Raw genomic sequence first — 17,725 nt, 5'->3', positions numbered from 1 at the left:
ATATCGATGTGACAAATCGACCGGCGCGCGAAGAGGCGTGCGACATGCCGACCATGAAATCTCATGCGCATCCTACGCCCCCAGTGCGCCGCGCCGCTTCCACAGCAGCGCGAGAAAGAACGGCGCGCCGATCAGCGCGGTCAGGATGCCGAGCGGAATCTCCGCCGGCGCGGCGAGCGTTCGCGCGGCGAGATCGGCGGTGACCGCGATCAGCGCGCCGAGGAGCGCCGCGCCCGGCATCGCGATCCGCTGATCGGGGCCGGCCGCGAGGCGCACGCAATGCGGCGCGACGAGCCCGATGAAGCCGATCGCGCCGGTGCACGACACGAGCGCGCCGACGCACATCGCGGTTCCGACGAGCACGCGCCGCTTCACGCGCTGCACCGGCACGCCAAGATGCAGCGCTTCGGTTTCGCCGAGTTGCAGCGCGTTCAGCGCGTGCCGCTCGCGCGCGAGCAGCGCGCAGCCGGCGAGCGCGAACGGCGCGACGGCGGCGATCGCGCGCCACTGCGCGCCGCCGACGCTGCCGAGGCTCCAGAACGTCAGCGAGCGCAATTGTGCGTCGTCGGCGACATACGTGAGTAGTCCGATCGCGGCGCCGGCGAGCGCGTTGATCGCGATGCCCGCGAGCAGCAGCAGCGGCAGCGCGAGCCGGCCGCGCGAGACGGCGAGCCGGTAGACGAGCGCCGCAACGGCGAGCGCGCCGCCGAATGCGGCGACGGGCAGGAAGCCGAGCGCAACCGGAGCGGCGGCGAGCGGGCCGAGCACGATCAACGCCGATGCGCCGAGCGCCGCGCCGCTCGATACGCCGATCAGGCCCGGATCGGCGAGCGGATTGCGAAACAGCGCCTGCATCGCGGCGCCCGCCGCGCCGAAGCCCGCGCCGACGAGCAGTGCGAGCACGACGCGCGGCGCACGGATGTCGAGCAGCACCGCGCGCGCCTGGCGCAGCGCGGCATCGCTCGCGAGCCGCGCATCGGTCGCGGCGAGCGCGTCGAGCAGTTGCGCGGGCGTGAGCCGGTACGCGCCGATGCAGAGCGCGGCGATCGACGCGGCGGCGAGTGCGGCGATCAACACGGCGAGCGTCCACGCCGCGCGCCGTCGGCGGAGCGCGGCGGCGATCGACGACGCGAACGTCGGCCTGTGCGCGGCGGCGCGCGCGGGGTCGACTGACGGAGAACGGGCGGCGATGGTCATCGTGAGATATCGAACCGGTGAGACGGCGAGCGCGTCGACGCGGGCGAGAAACGGCCGACGTCCGCCGCGTGCCGTGATGCGGCGGACGCTTCGTGGCGCGCGAGGCGTGGCGTTTCGATCGCGCCGCCCCGGGGGCGCGCAAGTGCGGCGAAGACTTCAGGAAACCGAACGATTGCGTGCGATCGACGCGCGACGCGATGCGCCGCGGCGATCCGGCGCGGATGTCGTCGATCTCGCATGTTCAGGCGAGCGTGCTGTTCAGCCGGCGTTGCAGCGCGGCGACCGCCTGCGGCAGACGCGGCCCGAAGCCGAGCAGGAACAGCGCGTCGAGCGACACGACGCGCCGCGCGCGCCCGGCCGGCGTCGCCGCGAAGCCGGGCGCGGCGAGCAGCGCGTCGCGCCCGCCCGCCGCCTGCAGCCCCTCGTCCGAGATCAGCACGACGTCGGGCTCGGCCGCGACCAGCGCCTCGGCGGTCAGAGGCTTGTAGCGATCGAATCCCTGCATCGCGTTGTGCGCGCCCGCGTAGCGGATCATCGCGTCGGCGGCCGTCTGCTGGCCGGCGACGAGCGCCTGGTTGCCGGTGTGGTTGAGCACGAACAGCACGCGCGCGGGCGTGTGCCGCGGCGTGCGAGGCGGCGCGGCGTCGACCGCCGCGCGCGCCGCGAGCCAGTCGCGATCGAAGCGCGCGAGCAGCATGTCGCCCGCGCCCTGCAGCGACAGCGCCTGCGCGATGCCGCGGATCTTGCGGCGCACCGATTCGACATCGTGCGCCTCGTCGAACGCCGTGACGGCCACGCCCGCGCGCGCGACCTGCGAGAGCGCGGCGGGCGGCCCCGCTTCCGCCGACGCGAGCACGAGATCCGGCCGAAGCGACAACAATCCTTCCGCGGACAACGCGCGCTGATAACCGATCTTCGGCAAGCGCCGCGCGGCTTCCGGATACGTGCACGTGGTGTCGGTGCCGACGAGTTCGTAGCGCGCGGTCCGCGCGCCGCCCAGCGCGTAGATCGTCTCGGCGAGCGCGCCGCCGATCGCGACGACGCGCTTGGGCGGCCCGCTCGCCGGCGTGCGCGCGAAAGCGCCCGCATGCGCGGCCGCGAACACGAGCGCGCCCGTGCCCGCGAGCCATGCGCGCCGGCGTGCATCGATGCGCGAAGACCGGCTCATCGCGCGACCTCGGCGTCGGTCGAGTCGGGCGCGCCGGCCACGTCCGTCGCGTGGGCCGCATCCGCGGCGTCGATCGTCGGCAGCGCGCGCACGAGATCGCGCCAGCCCGCGAGCTCCGGCTGTCCCGGCTTGCGCGCGCCGAACAGCATCGCGATGTTGTCGCCCGCAGCATCGAACAGCTCGACCGACGTGACGACGCCGTCGCTCGTCGGCTTTCTCACGGCCCAAGCGGACGCGACGAGATCCTCGCGCAGATGCAGGTTGAAATCCTCGTCGAGCACGTTGATCCACGAGCCCATCCGGCGGATGTTCGTCACGGTCCCGGTGTGGATCTGAATCATGCCGCGATTGCCGACGAACACCATGATCGGCAGCCGCGTCTGCGAGGCGCGCTCGAGCACGCGCCGCATCGCATCGGTCGCGACGCGATGCGCGCGCTTGTCGCCGGCTAGCCGCAACGCCTGCGTGCGCGCGACGCCGAAGCGGCGCACGATGCCATGGAACTGGTGCGTGTCGGTCATCGCATCCCACGCGGCGCGCAGGCCCGCCGCGTCGATTTCGCCGTCTGGCCGCTCGACGAACGCGAGCGGCGCGGGCGCGGCCTCGAACGCGGGCGATTGCACCGGCATCCGCCAGCGCGACACGAACGCGTCGAACGCATCGTGATCGCTGTGCTTGCGCAAATAGACCTTGTGCACCGCGTCGCCTTGCGCATCGAAGAACTGCAGGCTCTTCATCACGCCGTGCGCGGTCGGCTCGTACACGGCGAAGCCCGCCGCCCAGTTGCGGTAGAAGATGCGCAAATCGATCGCGCCGAGCGCGAGCCCGACCGGGCCGTCGTGGCTCATCTGCTCGAACGCGCCGTCCTTCTCGTGCACGGCGGCCGCGTTGCGCGTGAGCGCCATCACGGCGCCCAAGCGCGGCATCTCCTCGAACAGCTCGACGAAGCTCGGCTCGAGCCGCACGACGCGCTCGCCCGCGAACGCCGCGAGCGCTTCGCCTTCGCTGATGCCGAGCAGGTGCGCGACATCGCGGTTGCGCAGCTTGCGGGTTTCTTTCAGATGCAGGAACGCATCGCGCAACTCGGCCGGCGCGAGCGCGTGGGGCGACGAAGAGGCGGGAGCGGCGGTGTTCATCATGACGGAGATCCTCGATTGCCGGACGGGCCGGATTGGGAAAAGGCGTGCGGGCCGCATCAGAAATCCACCTTCATGCTGACCGCGACGCTGCGGCCCGGAGCCGTGTATGCGTCGAGCACGTTCGAATCGGCGGCGATGCCGCGCACGTCCGACCAGTTCCAGTACTTGCGGTCGAACAGGTTGTGAATGCCGAGGTACGCGCTCACGTGCTTGTTGAAGCGATAGCCGCCGCGCACATCGACGACGAACGACGAAGGCGGCGTGAAGCACGTTTTCTTCTGGCACGCGGCCGACGACACGTCGCGGCCGCGCTTGGCCGCCTGGAACAGCAGGTCGGCCTGCGCGAACCAGCGCTCGCTCGGCTCGTAGCGCACGCCGAGCACGGCGGAGAACGGGTTGACCGTGTCGAGCGGCTCGCTCGCCGCGCCGTTGTCCTGCGTCGTGCCCTTCGTGAACGCCATCGCGGTCTTCAGCGTGAAGCCGTTCGGCATCACCCACTCGGCGCGCCCTTCGAAGCCGTGGATGCGGGCGTTCGCGAAGTTCACGTACTGGAACACGAGCGGATCGTTCGGCCGGCCGCTGCCGCCGATCGTGCGTTGCGAGATGAAGTCGCGATAGCGGCCGGCGAACGCGGCGACGCTGTAGCGCAGCGGCCCGTAACCCGTGCCGAGCGTGCCGCGCAGGCCGGCTTCGACGGTGTCGCTCGTCTCGGGCTTCAAGTTCGGATTCCCGATCGACGTATAGCCGTAGAGCGGATTCGAGAAGCTGTTGTTGACCTGATCGGGCATCGGCGTGCGGAAGCCGTGCGCATACTGCGCGTACGGAATCAGCGCGGGCGTCACTTCGTACAGCACCGCCACGCGCGGCGAGAGCTCGTGATCGCTCGAGCTGACCGTCTTGCCGGTGAAGAGCGGATCGCCCGACGTCGGGCTCAGCCGATATGCGTCCAAGCGCAGCCCCGGCGTGACGAGCAGCTTGCCGAAGCCGATCTGGTCCTGCACGAACGCGCCGAACAGCGTGTAGTCGGTATCCGGAAACGCCTTGTTCGGAAACGATTCGCCTGGGCTCGCGACCGTGCCGTCGCGCAGGCTCTTGATCCGGTCGATGCTGCCGTCGACGCCGTACAGCAGCTTGTGCGCGAGCGGTCCGGTCGAGAAGCCGCTTTCGGCGAACGCGGAGCCGCCGAACGCGCGCTCGCTGTAATGGTTCGAGCGTGAGCGCGACTGCAGCCGGCCGCCGCGCGTCTCGAACGAATCCTGATCCTGCGTCGATTCCTGATAGTAGAACTGAACGTGCGCGGTCTGGAACCAGCGTGCGGCGTCGTCGCGGAAGTCGTAATCGACGCTGAAGCGGTTGCGCTCGAGCTTGTCGTTCGCGGTGAGGCCGAGCGTCGTCGGCGGGTTGATCGCCGACAGCACGTTCGTGTCGACTCGGCGCCGCATCGTCTCGGCGGTGAACTTGAACGTGTCGCGCGATGTCGGCGTGATCGTCAGCTTGCCTAGCAGCGATTCCGTGTAGACATCCTGAGGATTCGCGGTTGTGCGCTTCGTGCTCGCGGAATTGTCGCCGCCGTGCGTATCCACTTCGTGGCCGCGGCGGCCGGATGCGATCAGCATCCCCTGCACGCGATCGTTGCCCGCGGCCGCGGACACGGTTGCGCCGACGCTGCGGTCGACCGAGTCGTAGCTCGGCCGCAACGAGAAGTAGGTCTTCTTGCGATAGATCGACAGCAGGTCGGACGGGTCCTTCGTGATGAAGTTGACGGCGCCTGTCAGGCCGTCGCTGCCGTACAGCGACGACGCCGGGCCGCGCAGGATCTCGATGCGTCGGAGCGTATCGAGATCGGCGTAATCGCCGCGGCCCGCTTCGAGCGGGCCGAACGAAAACGCGCTCGGCAGCCGGATGCCGTCTTCCATCAGCAGCACGCGATTGCCTTCGAGGCCTCGGATGTTGATGCTCGAATCGCCGTCGCGGCCGCCGCCGAGCGCCGCCGTTGCCGGGCGGTACGCGGTGCGGCGCACGGTGACGCCCGGCTCGTAGCGCAGCGCGTCCTTGATGTTGTCGGCTTGCTGTTCTTCGAGGTCCGAATCGGTGATCACCGACACGCTCGCCGCGGTGCGGCTCGCAGCCGACGCGGTGCGCGTCGCGGTGACGGTGATCGGGTCGAGCGCGCGCGCGCCGGCGATCGCCGCATGCGGCGCGGACGCGGCGGACGGCGGCGCGGCGACGGCGGGTTCGGAGGCGGCGCCGGCGGCGCGCGCGGCTGCCGCGTAGATGCCGAAGGCGCCGAACAGCGCGGCGCGAAGCGGCCGCCGCGCCAACAGAGGTTGATGCACGGTTTGGTCTCCCAGTGACGTATGAGCCCGGAGGCTGGCTGGGTGACGCGTGCACCTGGCTGGCGCCCGCGCGCCGCGAACGGCGCGGGCAGGTTGAAAGGAAAGGTTCGTCGAAACGAACGCAGAGTGTAATTGAGAATCATTCGCAATTCAATTCGAGAAACGGCCTCGCTCATCATGCGGGAAGCCGGTCGATGTGGCGGGCGACGTCATGCCGTCATGTCTGCGAGCGCTTATTGTCCGCAACTAACGGTCTGCGCCGGTCAACGCCTTCGAGGATGAGCGCACGCGGGGCTGCATCCAGCGCGAGCGCTGAACGGCGCCCGCCTTCGGCGTGCATGCGCGCCTCTCGACGCGGCGAGCCGATGCGGTTTCGATGCGGTTTCGATGTAGTTTCGATGTGGCTTCGATGTGGTTTCGCAGCAGCGGCCGCGCAGGCGGCACAATCAGACGGCATCGGCGGCCGTCGCCTAACGGCCTTCCGCGTTTTCTACCGCGGCGGCTCGCGGCGATTCTCCGCGATTCGTGGCGGGGGCTGCGCGCGCGCCGATTACGACATCGATTCGAGCCGGATCAGCAGCTTGCGCACGTGCGCGAGAAACGCCTCATGCGCTTCTCGATCGCGCGGCGAGTCGAGATGCGACGATTCCGCGAGCTGGATCTGCCGGTCGAACTCGTCGGCGAGCGCTCGGCGCGTGTCGACCGGAAGCGCGCGGATCAGCGAGACGAGCAGCAATTCCTGAGCGTGAAGCATGCCGGACAGCGCCTGGACGTTCATGCCGACCTCCGTCGAAGAAAGCGAGGCGGCGCCGCGGGATCGCGGGCCGCTCACCTTTTCATACTAGGTCCGCCGCGCGCAAAAGCCGAGCGGCGCGCGCATTCGTCGCGACAAGGCGCCCGCGATGTGCGCGCGCACGAAACAATCCGGAGCGCATCACGTGCGTGCGCACTCGCCGAGCATCCATGCGCGCAAGCGCCGCAACGACTCGCTCGTTTCCAGCCGCTCGGGCGCATAGCACAGATAGTGGCCTTGCTCGTCGACGTCGACGGGCGCGTCGAGCGGCTGCGCGAGCGTGCCGGCCGCGAGCTGATCGCGGATCAGGAACGCCGGGACGAGCGCGATCCCGAGCCCTGCCTGCGCCGCCTGGATCAGTACGGAGTACTGCTCGAAGCGCGGCCCGGCGAGTGCGTTCATCTGCGTGACGCGATGCCGGTCCGCCCATGCGATCCACGCGCATTCGGCCTGCTCGTGCACGAGCCGCGGCGCGTTCGCGACGTCGGCGGGCGCGCGCAGCGCGTAGCGCTCGGCGAATTCGGACGCGCACACGGGCACGAACGTGCGGCCGTCGAGATAGTCGCATCGAACGCCTTCCCAGCGGCCGTCGCCGTAGCGGATCGCCGCGTCGAGCCCGAGCGGGAACGGGTCGCCCGGTGCGAGATGGCGTCGAAAGCTGAGCGTGACGTCGGGTGCGGTCTCGAGAAAGTGCGGCAGACGCGGCACGAGCCATTTCGTCGTGAACGTCGGCACGCTCGCGATCGTCAGCAGGTCGCTGTCTTCGCGCGCGCTCAGCAATTCGAGCGATGCATTGCCGATCTCGCGCAACGGCCCGGCGACGCGCGCCTGGTAGACCTGGCCCGCGCGCGTGAGCGCGAGGTTGCGGCCCTCGCGGACGAACAGCTTCACGCCGAGCAGCGCCTCGAGGTTCGCGATCTGCCGGCTGACCGCGCTCGGCGTCAAGCCGAGCTCGCGCGCTGCGTACGAAAAGTTCAGATGTTTCGCAGAACTGGCGAACGCATGCAGCTCGGCGACGTTCGGGTACAGGTGCTTCATCGTGAAGTGTTCCGTCGGTGCAAAGAGCGATGCGGAGTTTGTACGTTTTTTTCATGACGATGCCATGTCGCGCACACACACTGGCGGCCGTCGTCGCGATGCGCGCAACGCCTGCTCCAGCGGGCGTTGCGCGCGCCGCATCCCTTCGTCGCCTGCGAGACCAGTCATGCGCTCAACCACCGCCGCGGCCATTGCCGACGGTATTCCGTTTCGTCGCGGCAGAAGCCGTCCGTCGCTCGGCGCGGTCGTCGTCAACGGCACCGTCGCGCTGTTCGCGCTGTATCTGCTGATGCCGATCGTGCTGCTGCTGATCGGATCGGTCGGGCAGAGCTGGACGAACACGCTGCTGCCCGTCGGCTTCACGTGGCGCTGGTTCGCCGAGCTGGCCGCCGATGCGAGCTTCAGGCGCGCGTTCGGCGTGAGCTTTGCCGTCGCGCTCGCGTGCTGCGGGCTCGACGCGATCGTCGGCGTGCCGCTCGCGTATGCGCTGCATCACCGCGCGCTTCGCGGGCGCGGCATCGCGGCGCGCATCGTGATGCTGATGCCGATCGGCGTGCCCGCGCTCACGCTCGGCTTCGGCTACATCGTGATCTTCGGCGGCGATGCGCTGCCGTGGCTCGGCACGCTGCCGCTGATGATCGCCGCGCACGCGGTGCTGACGCTGCCGTACCTGCTGCAGACGCTGCTGAGCGACCTGCGCCATCTCGATCTCGCGAAGCTCGAAGCCTCGGCGGCGACGCTCGGCGCGCCGCCGTTGCGGCAGTTCTTCACGATCGTGCTGCCGAACCTGCGGCAGAGCCTGTTTTCCGGGCTCGTGATGGTCGCGGCGCTGTCGATCGGCGAGTTTCAGGTGTCGAACCTGATCGCGGGCTTTCGCTATCGCAATTTCCCCGTCGTGCTGCTGCAGGCGTTCTACGGCGCGTCCGGCATCGCATGCGCGGCGACCGTCGTGCTGCTGCTGCTTGCCGTGCTGGCGACGCTCGCATCGATCCATTCCGTGCAACGACTGAAGTGAAGCCATGAGCCTCGAATTCGACAACGTCAGTTTCAGATACCCCGGTGCGGCGCACGGCGTCGACGCCGTCACGCTGCACGCGCAGCCCGGCGAGCTGCTCGCCGTGATCGGGCGCAGCGGCTCCGGAAAATCGACGCTCCTGCGCCTGAGCGCGGGGCTGCTGAGCGGTTACGACGGCCGCGTCGCGATCGGCGGGATCGACATGGCGGGCGTGGCGGTGTGGCGGCGCGAGGTCGGCATGGTGTTTCAGCAGTACGCACTGTTTCCGCATCTGTCCGTCGTCGACAACGTTGCGTATGGCCTGCGCATGCGCGGCGTCGCGGCCGCCGCGCGCCGGCGGCGCGCGCTCGAGATGCTCGAGCGAGTGGGGCTGGCGGCGCATGCGGCGCGCAGCACGACGCAGTTGTCGGGCGGTCAGCAGCAACGCGTCGCGCTTGCCCGCGCGCTCGTGATCGAGCCGGCCGTGCTGCTGCTCGACGAGCCGCTCGCCGCGCTCGACGCGGGCATCCGGCATCAGCTGCGCGACGAGATTCGCGCGCTGCAGCGCGCGTGCCGGGCGACGACGCTGTTCGTCACGCACGATCAGGACGAGGCGCTCAGCATGGCGGATCGCGTCGCGATCGTCGACGGCGGGCGCGTGCTGCAGGTCGGCACGCCGCGCAATTTGTACGAGCGACCTGTATCGACGCAGGTCGCGCGTTTCATCGGCCACTCGACGATCCTGCGCGCCCGCGTGCTGGCGAGCGACACGATCGACGTGCGCTTCGCGACGCTGCGCGCGGATACGGGCTCGCATCGGCCGGGAGACGAGGTGGACGTGCTCGTGCGTCCCGAACACGTGGAGCCCGATCCGGCCGAGCACAGCGTGAACCGCATCGGCGGCGCGCTCGGCGAGGTTCGTTACTTCGGCGCGACGCATCGCTACGACTTCGTGCCGCACGGCGCAATGGAGCCGCTGCTGTGCGAGGGCCGCGTGCTCGCCATGCGCGGCATCGCGATTGATCCTCGCCATCTGCTCGTGCTGCCGGCGCAGGCCGGCGCGCAATGATTGTTTCGTTCAACGGAGATTCACGATGTTTTCAGGTCGACAAATCCTGACGGCGCTGCGTCGCGCCGCATGCGCGCTTGCGCTCGGCGCCTGCGCGACGCTCGTCGCGAACGGCGCGCAGGCCGCGCCGCTCTACGCGGGCGAAGACGCGCTTTATGCGAAGGCCGCCGACGAGGGGCTCGTCGTGTCGTTCGACACGGGCCCCGAGTGGGCGAACTGGAAGGCGCTGTTCGCGGAGTTCCGCAAGCGCTACCCGAAAATCGAGCTCACGTACAACGACATCGGCTCGGCCGCGACGGTCGTCGCGCTCGACAAGTCGCGCCGCCGTCCGCAGGCGGACACCGCGTACTACTTCGCGGCGTCGGCGCTCGACGCGGCGGGCAAGGACGTCGTCGCGCCGTTCAAGCCGATCAACTTTGACAAGCTGCCGCCCGTGTTTCGCGAGGCGGACGGCCGCTGGTTCACCGTGCATTCGCTGAACGTCGCGTTCCTCGTGAACAGGAAGCTCGTGAAGGACGTGCCGCAGCGCTGGTCGGATCTGCTGAAGCCGGAGTACAAGAATGCGGTTGTCTATCTCGATCCGCGCTCGACGGGGCAAGGGCAAGTCGTCGTGATCGCGGCGGCATCCGCGTTCGGCGGCGGCGTCGACCATCCGAAGCCCGGCGCCGATTTCTTCGGAAAGCTGAAGAATGCGGGCAACGTGTTGCGCATCGAGGGCACGACGCCCTATGCGAAGTTCGTGAAGGGCGAGATCCCGATTCTGATCGGCTACGAGAACGACGGCCTGAAAGCGAAGTACGCGGACGGCATGGGCGACGCGGTCGACGTCGTGATTCCGCAGGACGGCAGCGTGTCCGCGCCGTACGCGATGAGCCTCGTGAAGAACGGCCCGAATCCCGCGGCCGCGCAGCTCTGGCTCAACTTCGTGATGAGCGATGCCGGCCAGGCGCTCTTCGCGCGCGGCTACGTGCGGCCCGCGGTGCCGGGCGTCGCGCTCGCGCCGGACGTCGCGGCGAAGATGCCGAACGCGCCGCAGGTGCACCCGCTCGACGTCGTGAAGGCCGCCGCGCGCAAGGCTGAAGTCGACAGGCTGTGGTCGCAGGCGACGCTCGGCCAATAAGGAGCGCGACGTGCAACGATCGTCTCTCGAAGGCGGCCTGCTGCGCCGCTTCGGCGCGGCCCCGGCAGGCGGGCTGCTCGCGCTCTTCTTTGTGCTGCCGCTCGCCGCGCTAGTGAGCGCGGCGTTCGCGGAAGGCGGCCGCGCGTTCGGCGCCGTGCTGCGCGATCCGCTCGTCGCGGACGCGATCGGCCGCTCGGTCGCGCTCGCGATCGGCACGGGCACGCTGTCGACGTGCGTCGGCATGCCGCTCGCGATGTCGCTTGCCGATCAGACGCCCGCGCGGCGCCGCTGGTCGCTCGCGCTGCTCGGCGTGCCGCTCGCGTTCTCCGGGCTCGTGATCGCGTACGGCTTCATCCTGACCTTCGGCCGCGCGGGCTTCGTCACGACGCTGCTCGCCGGCCTCGGCGCGGACGCCGCGAAAGTCGGCGGCGTGATCTACACGACGTTCGGCCTCGTCGTCGCATACGCGTACTACCTGATTCCACGCGTCGCGCTGATGCTGTTTCCGGCATTCGCGAATCTCGACCGCAGGCCGCTCGAAGCGGCGATGTCGCTCGGCGCGAAGCCGTGGCGCGCGTGGCTCGACGTCGCATGGCGCGAACTGTGGCCGTCGATCGCGGCCGCGTGGTGCCTCGTGACGGCGATCGCGCTCGGCACGTACGGCACCGCGCTCGCGCTCGCCGGCACGCAGATCAACATCCTGCCGCTCCTGATGTACCTGAAGCTGTCCGACGGGCAGACCGATTTCTCGCAGGCCGCCGTGCTGTCGATCGTGTTGACGGCGCTGTGCACGTGCGTGCTCGCGATGGGGGAATACGTTGCGCGACGACATCGTTGAACGCACGCCGGGGGCGAACGTTGCGCTCGCGCGCGTCGCGCGGCGCCAGCAGGGGCCGCGCCGCCATCTGATGCCGGTCGGCCTGATCGGCCCGCGTGACGCGACCGATGCGCAACTGCACATCGCGGAGACGATCGCGCATGCGCTCGCCGCAGCGGGCATCGCGATCGTCGGCGGAGGCAAGGGCGGCGTGATGGAGGCGGCGGCGCGGGGCGCGCGCGGCGCGAATGGCCTCGTGATCGGACTGTTGCCCGAGGACGATGCGGCCGGCGCGAATCCGCATCTGAGCGTCGCGCTGCCGACGGGGCTCGGCATCACGCGCAACGCGCTGATCGCGCGCGCGTCGCTGTGCCTGATCGCGGTCGGCGGCGGGCTCGGCACGTTGTCCGAGATCGCGCTCGGCCTGCAGTGGGGCAAGCCGGTTTTCACGATTTGCGATGCGCCGCAAGTGACGGGCGTCGAGAACTTCGGCGCGCCGGAGCCGCTGCTCGCGCGCGTCGCGCAATGGCTCGTCGATTCGGTCTAGGGCCTGTTCCCGTGATCGAAAAAATCCGTCGAGGGGCTGGCCGCCAGAAGGGCCGATCGCTGCGTCATGCTCCTCGCGAATACGTCGAGTATTCGCTTCGTCGCAATCCTTGCGCTCGGCCCTTCTGGCGGCCAGCGCAAGCCCGTTATTAGCGGGAGCAGGCCCTAGCCGCGTCGAGGTTGGCAGAGGAAGGCGCTTCATTCGTTTTGATCCTATTTGGCAGGAATCCTATTCATGAAAAAGGCGGCAGCAGCATTGTTGGTGACGGGGAGCGTGTGTGCGGGCGCGCATGCGCAGGGCACGGTGACGCTCTACGGGATCGTCGATGCGGGGCTCGGCTATACGAGCGATCAGCGCGTCGCGCAGAGCAAGGGCGCGCTCGGCTCGCCAGTCAGCTATCGGAACGCGTCGAGCTACAGCTTCGCGAGCGGCACCTGGTCGGGCAGCCGCTGGGGGCTGAAGGGCAAGGAAGATCTGGGCGGCGGCCTCGCCGCGGTGTTCCAGCTCGAGAACGGCTTCAACATCGGCACGGGCCAGGCGGGGCAGGGCGCACGGATGTTCGGCCGACAGGCGTGGATGGGGCTGTCGAGCGAACGCTACGGCACGCTGACGATGGGCCGCCAGTACGATCCGATCGTCGACTTCGTCGGCACGATCAGCGCGGGCACGTTCCTGACCGGCATGGGCGCGCATCCGGGCGATCTCGACAACATCGACAACCAGTCGCGCGAGAACAACTCGATCAAGTACGTAAGCCCGAAGTTCGGCGGCTTCACGCTGGGCGCGTTGTACGGTTTCGGCAATCAGGCGGGCAGCGTGAAGAACCAGAACACGTGGAGCGTCGGCGGCCAGTACGTGAACGGGCCGTTCTCGATCGGCGCCGCGTACCTGTACGCGACGAACGCGTACGGCGCGAACGGCGGCGCATGGACGGGCTCGTACGACGGCACGTTCGCTTCATCGATCAACGAAGGCTTCGCGTCGGCGAAGAGCATGCAGATCGTCGCCGCGGCGAGCACCTATCAGATCGGCGCGGTGACGCTCGGCCTGTCGTACAGCAACACGCGGTACAAGTCCGGCTCGTTCTCGACGTTCAACGGCGCGGCGACATACAACTCGATCGGCGGCACCGTGTCGTGGCAGGCGACGCCGGCGCTGCGCGTCGCGGCGGGCTACGATTTCACGCGCGGCAGCTCGATCGACGGCCAGCCCGCACCGAAATACCATCAGCTGAACTTCGCGTCGTACTACTACCTGTCGAAGCGCACCGCGCTGTACGGCCTCGTCGGCTATCAGAAGGCGAGCGGCAAGACGCTCGATCCGTACGGCAACGTCGTCGCTGCGACGGCGTCGGTCGGCGACGTCGGCAACGGCATCTCGTCGGCGGGCGATACGCAGACGCTCGTGCGCGTCGGCGTGCGCCACACGTTCTGACGCGCGATGCGTGCGCAGCGCCGGCCGTCTCGCACGGGCCGCCGGCGCTGCGCGCTCGTGCCGCGATCAGCGCGGCACGCTCACCCGCATCTCGCTCAGCAGATTGTCCGCGTGATCGAGATGATGCATCACCCACAGCATGTAGCGAACGTCGACGTGGATCGATCGATCCATGTCCGGCATGTAGCGCCAGCCGGAGCTCACGCCTTCCCACGTGCCGTCGAACGCGAGGCCGACGAGCCGGCCGTTCTTGTCGAGCGTCGGCGAGCCGGAGTTGCCGCCCGTGATGTCGAGATTCGCGAGAAAGTTGACGGGCAGCGTGCCGAGCGCCGGCGACGCGAAGCCGTCGAACGCGCGCTTGCGAATCGCATCCAGCTGCTCGGCGCTCGCATTGAACGGCTCGACGCCCGTCTGCTTTTGTGCGATGCCGTCGACGGTCGTGAACGGCGCATAGCGAACCGCGTCGCGCGGCGCATATCCCTGAACCGTGCCGAACGTCACGCGCAGTGAGCTGTTCGCGTCGTGATAGACGGGGCGGCCGCGCGATTGCTCGAACGCGATCAGCGCGGTCATGTAGCGCGCCCGCAGCCGCGAATCGTCGGCGGCGATCGACTTCTGCTCGCGCTCGTACGCGAGCAGGTCCGGCATCAGCGCGCGCATCAGCACGAGCCAGCCGTCGTCGCTCGCGGCGATCTGCGCGGGCGTCGCGTCGAGCCAGCGCATTCGCGTCGCGGTATCGGCGAGCTTCGAGCCGCGATAGAGATCGGCGACCTTGCTCGCGATCGACGCATCGTCCGACGCGCCGGCGAGCCAGCGATCGAGCGCGGCGAACCGCTGGCCGGCCGGCAGCTTCATGTGGCGCTCGAGCGCATAGACGAGCATCTGCTGGTCGACGGCCGGATTCATCGTGCGTTCGAGCCGCTGCGCCTCGCCCGCGATGCGGATCTCGTCGCGCTTCTGATAGCCGGTCTCGCGCTCGATGTCGTCGGCTTTCTGCTTTTCGTCGGCGAGCCGGACGATCTTGTAGGACGCCTGATACAACCCGACGTTCGACAGCAGCTCGCTGACGAAATCGCGCTCGCGCAGCGTGTTGCGCCGCGCGACGAGCTGCCGGAGCGCAGCGAAATCGGCCTTCAGGCCCGCGCCGTCGAGCTTGCCGCTTTCGGGCCGAGCGGCGAGCCAGCGATCGAGCGCGGCCTCGTCGGCGCGCTTGTCCGCGAGCGCGGAACTGTGCGCGAGCCCGTCGAGGTTGCCTTCGAAATTCTTCATCCTGTTGTTGAGCCCGGCGACGCGGTTCGCGTAGAGCACGCCGACCGCCGGATTCTTCTTGTTCGCCGCGTCGATGATCGCGAGGTTATCCTTCGCCATCCCGATTTCGGTCGGATAGCGCCAGTCGATCGCGTTCTGCAACTCGTCGGCGAGCCGGTAGCGCTCGGTGCGCCCAGGGTAGCCCGCCACCATCACGAAATCGCCCGCGTTCACGCCGCCCGGATTGACCGTCAGCCAATGCGCGGGGCGATACGGTACGTTGTCCTTCGAATACGGCGCGGCGCTGCCGTCCTTCGCGACGTACGCGCGCAGGAAGGTGAAGTCGCCCGTGTGGCGCGGCCACGTCCAGTTGTCGACGTCGCCGCCGAACTTGCCGATCGACAATGGCGGCGCGTAGACGAGCCGCACGTCGCGCAGTTCGCGCTGCCGGATCAACTGGTAGCTGTAGCCGCCGCTGAACGTGTAGACGTCGCAGCGGTAGCCGGGCTGCTCGCAGTCCCGAACGAGACGCTTCCTCGCGGCGTCGATCGCGACGTAGCGCGCGTAACCCGCCATGCCAGGCGTGAGCGCGGCTTCGATCTTGCCGGTGACGTCGCTGATCCGCTCGGTGACGTACACGCGCTGAGTCGGGTCGGCGGGCAGCTCGTTGCCGCGTTGCCGCGCGAGAAAGCCGTTTTCGATCAGGTTGTTCTGCGGCGTCGAGTTGTATTGCAGCGCGCCGTAGCCGCAGTGGTGGTTCGTGACGATCAGCCCGTCGGGCGACACGAACGACGCGGTGCAGAAGCCGAGGCTGACGACGGCGTCCATCGGCCACGCGGTCAGCGTCGAGAGCGTGTGCGGGTCGAGCGCGAGGCCGCGCTGTTCGAGCGTATCGGCGAGGCCGGGAAGCTGGGGCGGTTGCCACATGCCTTCGTCGGCTTGGGCGGCGCTCGCGGCGAGCGCACAGGCGAGAAGCAGGGAGCGGGCGACTGACGGTGCGGGTGACGCGGGTGATCGCATGTGTTCCTCGGATGGTTCTTCGCATGCGGGCGCCTGCGCGCGGATCGGCGCGCGGGCGGGCGGTGCCGTGCGGCCGGGTAGGCCGCGGCGGCTCAAGCTGACGAAGCGAAAGCTGGGTGCAGCGCGCGGGGCTTCGCCGCGCGACAGTGTAGCGGCTGTGCGCGCATTTTCAATTCTCGCTCGTCGATCGAGCGATGCGCCGATGCGGCGGCGCGGCCCGCGTTCGGGCGCGCGAGAAGCGGCCGCCGAGAGCGGCTCGCCGCCGCCGTGCGAAGCGCCTCTATTCCGCTGCGGCCGTCTCGGTCGCCTGCGCGAGGCTCAGCACCGTTTGCGCGATCGACTGCGTGGTCGCGAGCGTGTTGATCACGCCGGAGCGCAGCGCGCCGAGGATGCCCGTCGCCTTCGTCGGCTCGCTCGCCGTTGCGATCACGTTCGGAATCCGCTTCAGGTCTTCGAGCGTGAGGCCGATCACGCGGCCGCGCAGCATCGTCGTCGCCGGGCGGCCGTGGATGTCGATGAAGTCGTAGCCCATGATGTCGCCGACCGCGCCCGCGCGCTTCGCCTCCGCCATCTCCTCGGGCGTGAACCAGCCCATGCGGACCATGTTGCTGTCCTCGAGGATGTCGCCGATCCCGACGAGCGCGATCGACGCGCGGCGCGCCTTGTCGAGCGACTGGCGCACGACGTCGTTCTCGAGCAGCGCGGAGAAGAGTCGCGCATCGTTGACGAGCGCGGGCGCGTACAGCGTCTCGCTCTCGCCGCCGAAGCGCGCGGCGAGGCGGCGGCAGATGTGATCGGCGTTCATCGTCTCGCCGCCGCGATACGAGCCGCCGATCGCGGACACGAACGAGCAGTTGCGCTGCGTCGTCGACACCGCGTGGCGCGACACCGCGCTCACGTTGCGGCCCATGCCGACGGCGACGATCGCGCCGTCGGCGAGCACGCGGTCGAGATAGCTCGCGACGAGGCCCGCGAGCAGCTCGCGCTGGCTGTCCTGATCCTTGTGGTCGACCGAGATGATCGCGCGCTGGATGCCGAAGCGCGCGACGAGTTCCTGCTCGAGCTCCTGCACCGCGCGCGGATGATGGCGCACGCGGATCTCGACGATGCCCTCTTCGATCGCGCGCTTGAGCAGCCGGCCCACCTTCGGGCGCGAGATCGCGAACTTCTGCGCGAGTTCTTCCTGGGTCAACCCGTCGACGTAATAGCACTTCGCGAGTTGCGTGAGTTCTTCGTTCGTCATGTCGTTATCGAGTGGGGCGGCGCGCGGCGCGGCGTCATGAACCGCAGTGCGCGTCGTTCGGGCCGGCCTGGGTGAGGCCGGTCCGGCGTTCGTAGTCGGCGATCCGCTGCACCTTCGGCTGCGAGCGGCCGCCGTCGAATTCTGCCTTGAGCCACGCGTCGACGATGCTGTTCGCGAGCTCGGTGCCGATCACGCGCGCGCCCATCGTGATGATCTGCGCATCGTTGCTGCGCCGCGCGCGCTCGGCCGAATAGGTGTCGTGACACTGCGCGGCGCGGATGCCCGGCACCTTGTTCGCGGAGATGGCGACGCCGATGCCCGTGCCGCACAGCAGGATCGCGCGCGGGAACTCGCCCGCCGCGACCCGCTGCGCGACTTCGATCGCGATGTCGGGATACAGCACCGCCTCGTCCGCGCTGTGCGTGCCGAAGTCGGCCAGCTCGACTTCGGGATGCGCCGCGCGCAGGTGCCGCTTGATCGACTCCTTGAGCGCGTAGGCCGCTTCGTCGCAGCCGATCGCCACTTTCATGGTGGACCTCCGGAGGGCAGAGTGGAGTGCGCA

At 69.2% G+C, this 17,725-nt stretch carries 15 protein-coding genes; 6 read left to right on the top strand and 9 right to left on the bottom strand.

What is annotated here, in order from left to right:
• Window positions 1-72: 72 nt before the first annotated feature.
• The 6 genes from WT60_RS31685 to WT60_RS31660 form a co-directional block, all read right to left on the bottom strand.
• Window positions 73-1,197: an iron ABC transporter permease gene (locus tag WT60_RS31685; RefSeq protein ID WP_060355220.1), complete on the bottom strand. Its 1,125-nt coding sequence runs from the start codon at window positions 1,195-1,197 to the stop codon at window positions 73-75.
• A gap of 241 nt (window positions 1,198-1,438) precedes the next feature.
• Window positions 1,439-2,365, bottom strand: coding sequence for a helical backbone metal receptor (locus WT60_RS31680; RefSeq protein WP_060355219.1), 927 nt, complete (start codon window positions 2,363-2,365; stop codon window positions 1,439-1,441).
• The gene (locus tag WT60_RS31675; protein WP_060355218.1) at window positions 2,362-3,504 is read right to left on the bottom strand and encodes a hemin-degrading factor; all 1,143 of its coding nucleotides are present in this window, start codon (window positions 3,502-3,504) and stop codon (window positions 2,362-2,364) included. Before WT60_RS31675 ends, WT60_RS31680 begins: the two co-directional genes overlap by 4 nt.
• 56 nt (window positions 3,505-3,560) lie before the next feature.
• A complete protein-coding gene (locus tag WT60_RS31670; protein WP_038752212.1) occupies window positions 3,561-5,825 on the bottom strand; it encodes a TonB-dependent hemoglobin/transferrin/lactoferrin family receptor in 2,265 nt (754 codons plus the stop codon).
• A gap of 565 nt (window positions 5,826-6,390) precedes the next feature.
• Complete coding sequence (locus WT60_RS31665; RefSeq protein ID WP_060355217.1) at window positions 6,391-6,618, bottom strand: hypothetical protein; 228 nt, start codon at window positions 6,616-6,618, stop codon at window positions 6,391-6,393.
• 156 nt (window positions 6,619-6,774) lie between these two features.
• Window positions 6,775-7,671, bottom strand: coding sequence for a LysR substrate-binding domain-containing protein (locus WT60_RS31660; protein WP_059575514.1), 897 nt, complete (start codon window positions 7,669-7,671; stop codon window positions 6,775-6,777).
• A gap of 166 nt (window positions 7,672-7,837) precedes the next feature.
• Between WT60_RS31660 and WT60_RS31655 the strand changes: the two genes are divergently transcribed.
• The 6 genes from WT60_RS31655 to WT60_RS31630 all read left to right on the top strand — a co-directional run bounded on the left by WT60_RS31655 (window position 7,838) and on the right by WT60_RS31630 (window position 13,652).
• Entirely contained in the window at window positions 7,838-8,686 is an 849-nt protein-coding gene (locus WT60_RS31655; protein WP_038752221.1) for an ABC transporter permease subunit, read from the top strand.
• Between the two features lie 4 nt (window positions 8,687-8,690).
• Window positions 8,691-9,734: an ABC transporter ATP-binding protein gene (locus WT60_RS31650; protein ID WP_059671544.1), complete on the top strand. Its 1,044-nt coding sequence runs from the start codon at window positions 8,691-8,693 to the stop codon at window positions 9,732-9,734.
• A gap of 25 nt (window positions 9,735-9,759) precedes the next feature.
• Window positions 9,760-10,854 carry an extracellular solute-binding protein gene (locus WT60_RS31645; protein ID WP_059575508.1) on the top strand — a complete coding sequence of 365 codons (1,095 nt, stop codon included), beginning with the start codon at window positions 9,760-9,762 and terminating at the stop codon, window positions 10,852-10,854.
• A 10-nt stretch (window positions 10,855-10,864) separates the two neighbouring features.
• Complete coding sequence (locus WT60_RS31640; protein ID WP_060355216.1) at window positions 10,865-11,692, top strand: ABC transporter permease subunit; 828 nt, start codon at window positions 10,865-10,867, stop codon at window positions 11,690-11,692.
• Window positions 11,693-11,762: 70 nt separating this feature from the next.
• The gene (locus WT60_RS31635) at window positions 11,763-12,218 is read left to right on the top strand and encodes an LOG family protein (protein ID WP_081989953.1); all 456 of its coding nucleotides are present in this window, start codon (window positions 11,763-11,765) and stop codon (window positions 12,216-12,218) included.
• A gap of 234 nt (window positions 12,219-12,452) precedes the next feature.
• Entirely contained in the window at window positions 12,453-13,652 is a 1,200-nt protein-coding gene (locus WT60_RS31630; RefSeq protein ID WP_059671543.1) for a porin, read from the top strand.
• A 66-nt stretch (window positions 13,653-13,718) separates the two neighbouring features.
• Here WT60_RS31630 and WT60_RS31625 read toward each other — a convergent pair whose 3' ends face one another.
• The 3 genes from WT60_RS31625 to rpiB all read right to left on the bottom strand — a co-directional run bounded on the left by WT60_RS31625 (window position 13,719) and on the right by rpiB (window position 17,692).
• Window positions 13,719-15,827 carry a S46 family peptidase gene (locus WT60_RS31625; RefSeq protein WP_236860897.1) on the bottom strand — a complete coding sequence of 703 codons (2,109 nt, stop codon included), beginning with the start codon at window positions 15,825-15,827 and terminating at the stop codon, window positions 13,719-13,721.
• A 373-nt stretch (window positions 15,828-16,200) separates the two neighbouring features.
• Window positions 16,201-17,163, bottom strand: a complete 963-nt coding sequence (locus WT60_RS31620) for a sugar-binding transcriptional regulator (protein WP_038753067.1) — start codon at window positions 17,161-17,163, stop codon at window positions 16,201-16,203.
• Between the two features lie 34 nt (window positions 17,164-17,197).
• On the bottom strand, window positions 17,198-17,692 hold the full coding sequence (gene rpiB / locus WT60_RS31615) for a ribose 5-phosphate isomerase B (protein WP_038753069.1): 495 nt from the start codon (window positions 17,690-17,692) through the stop codon (window positions 17,198-17,200).
• Between the last annotated feature and the right edge of the window lie 33 nt (window positions 17,693-17,725).

Source organism: Burkholderia sp. MSMB617WGS (genome assembly GCF_001532025.2).
GTDB classification, from domain to species: domain Bacteria; phylum Pseudomonadota; class Gammaproteobacteria; order Burkholderiales; family Burkholderiaceae; genus Burkholderia; species Burkholderia savannae.
Note: the sequence above shows the minus strand (reverse complement) of the source record. Positions and strands in the feature narration are given on the sequence as shown.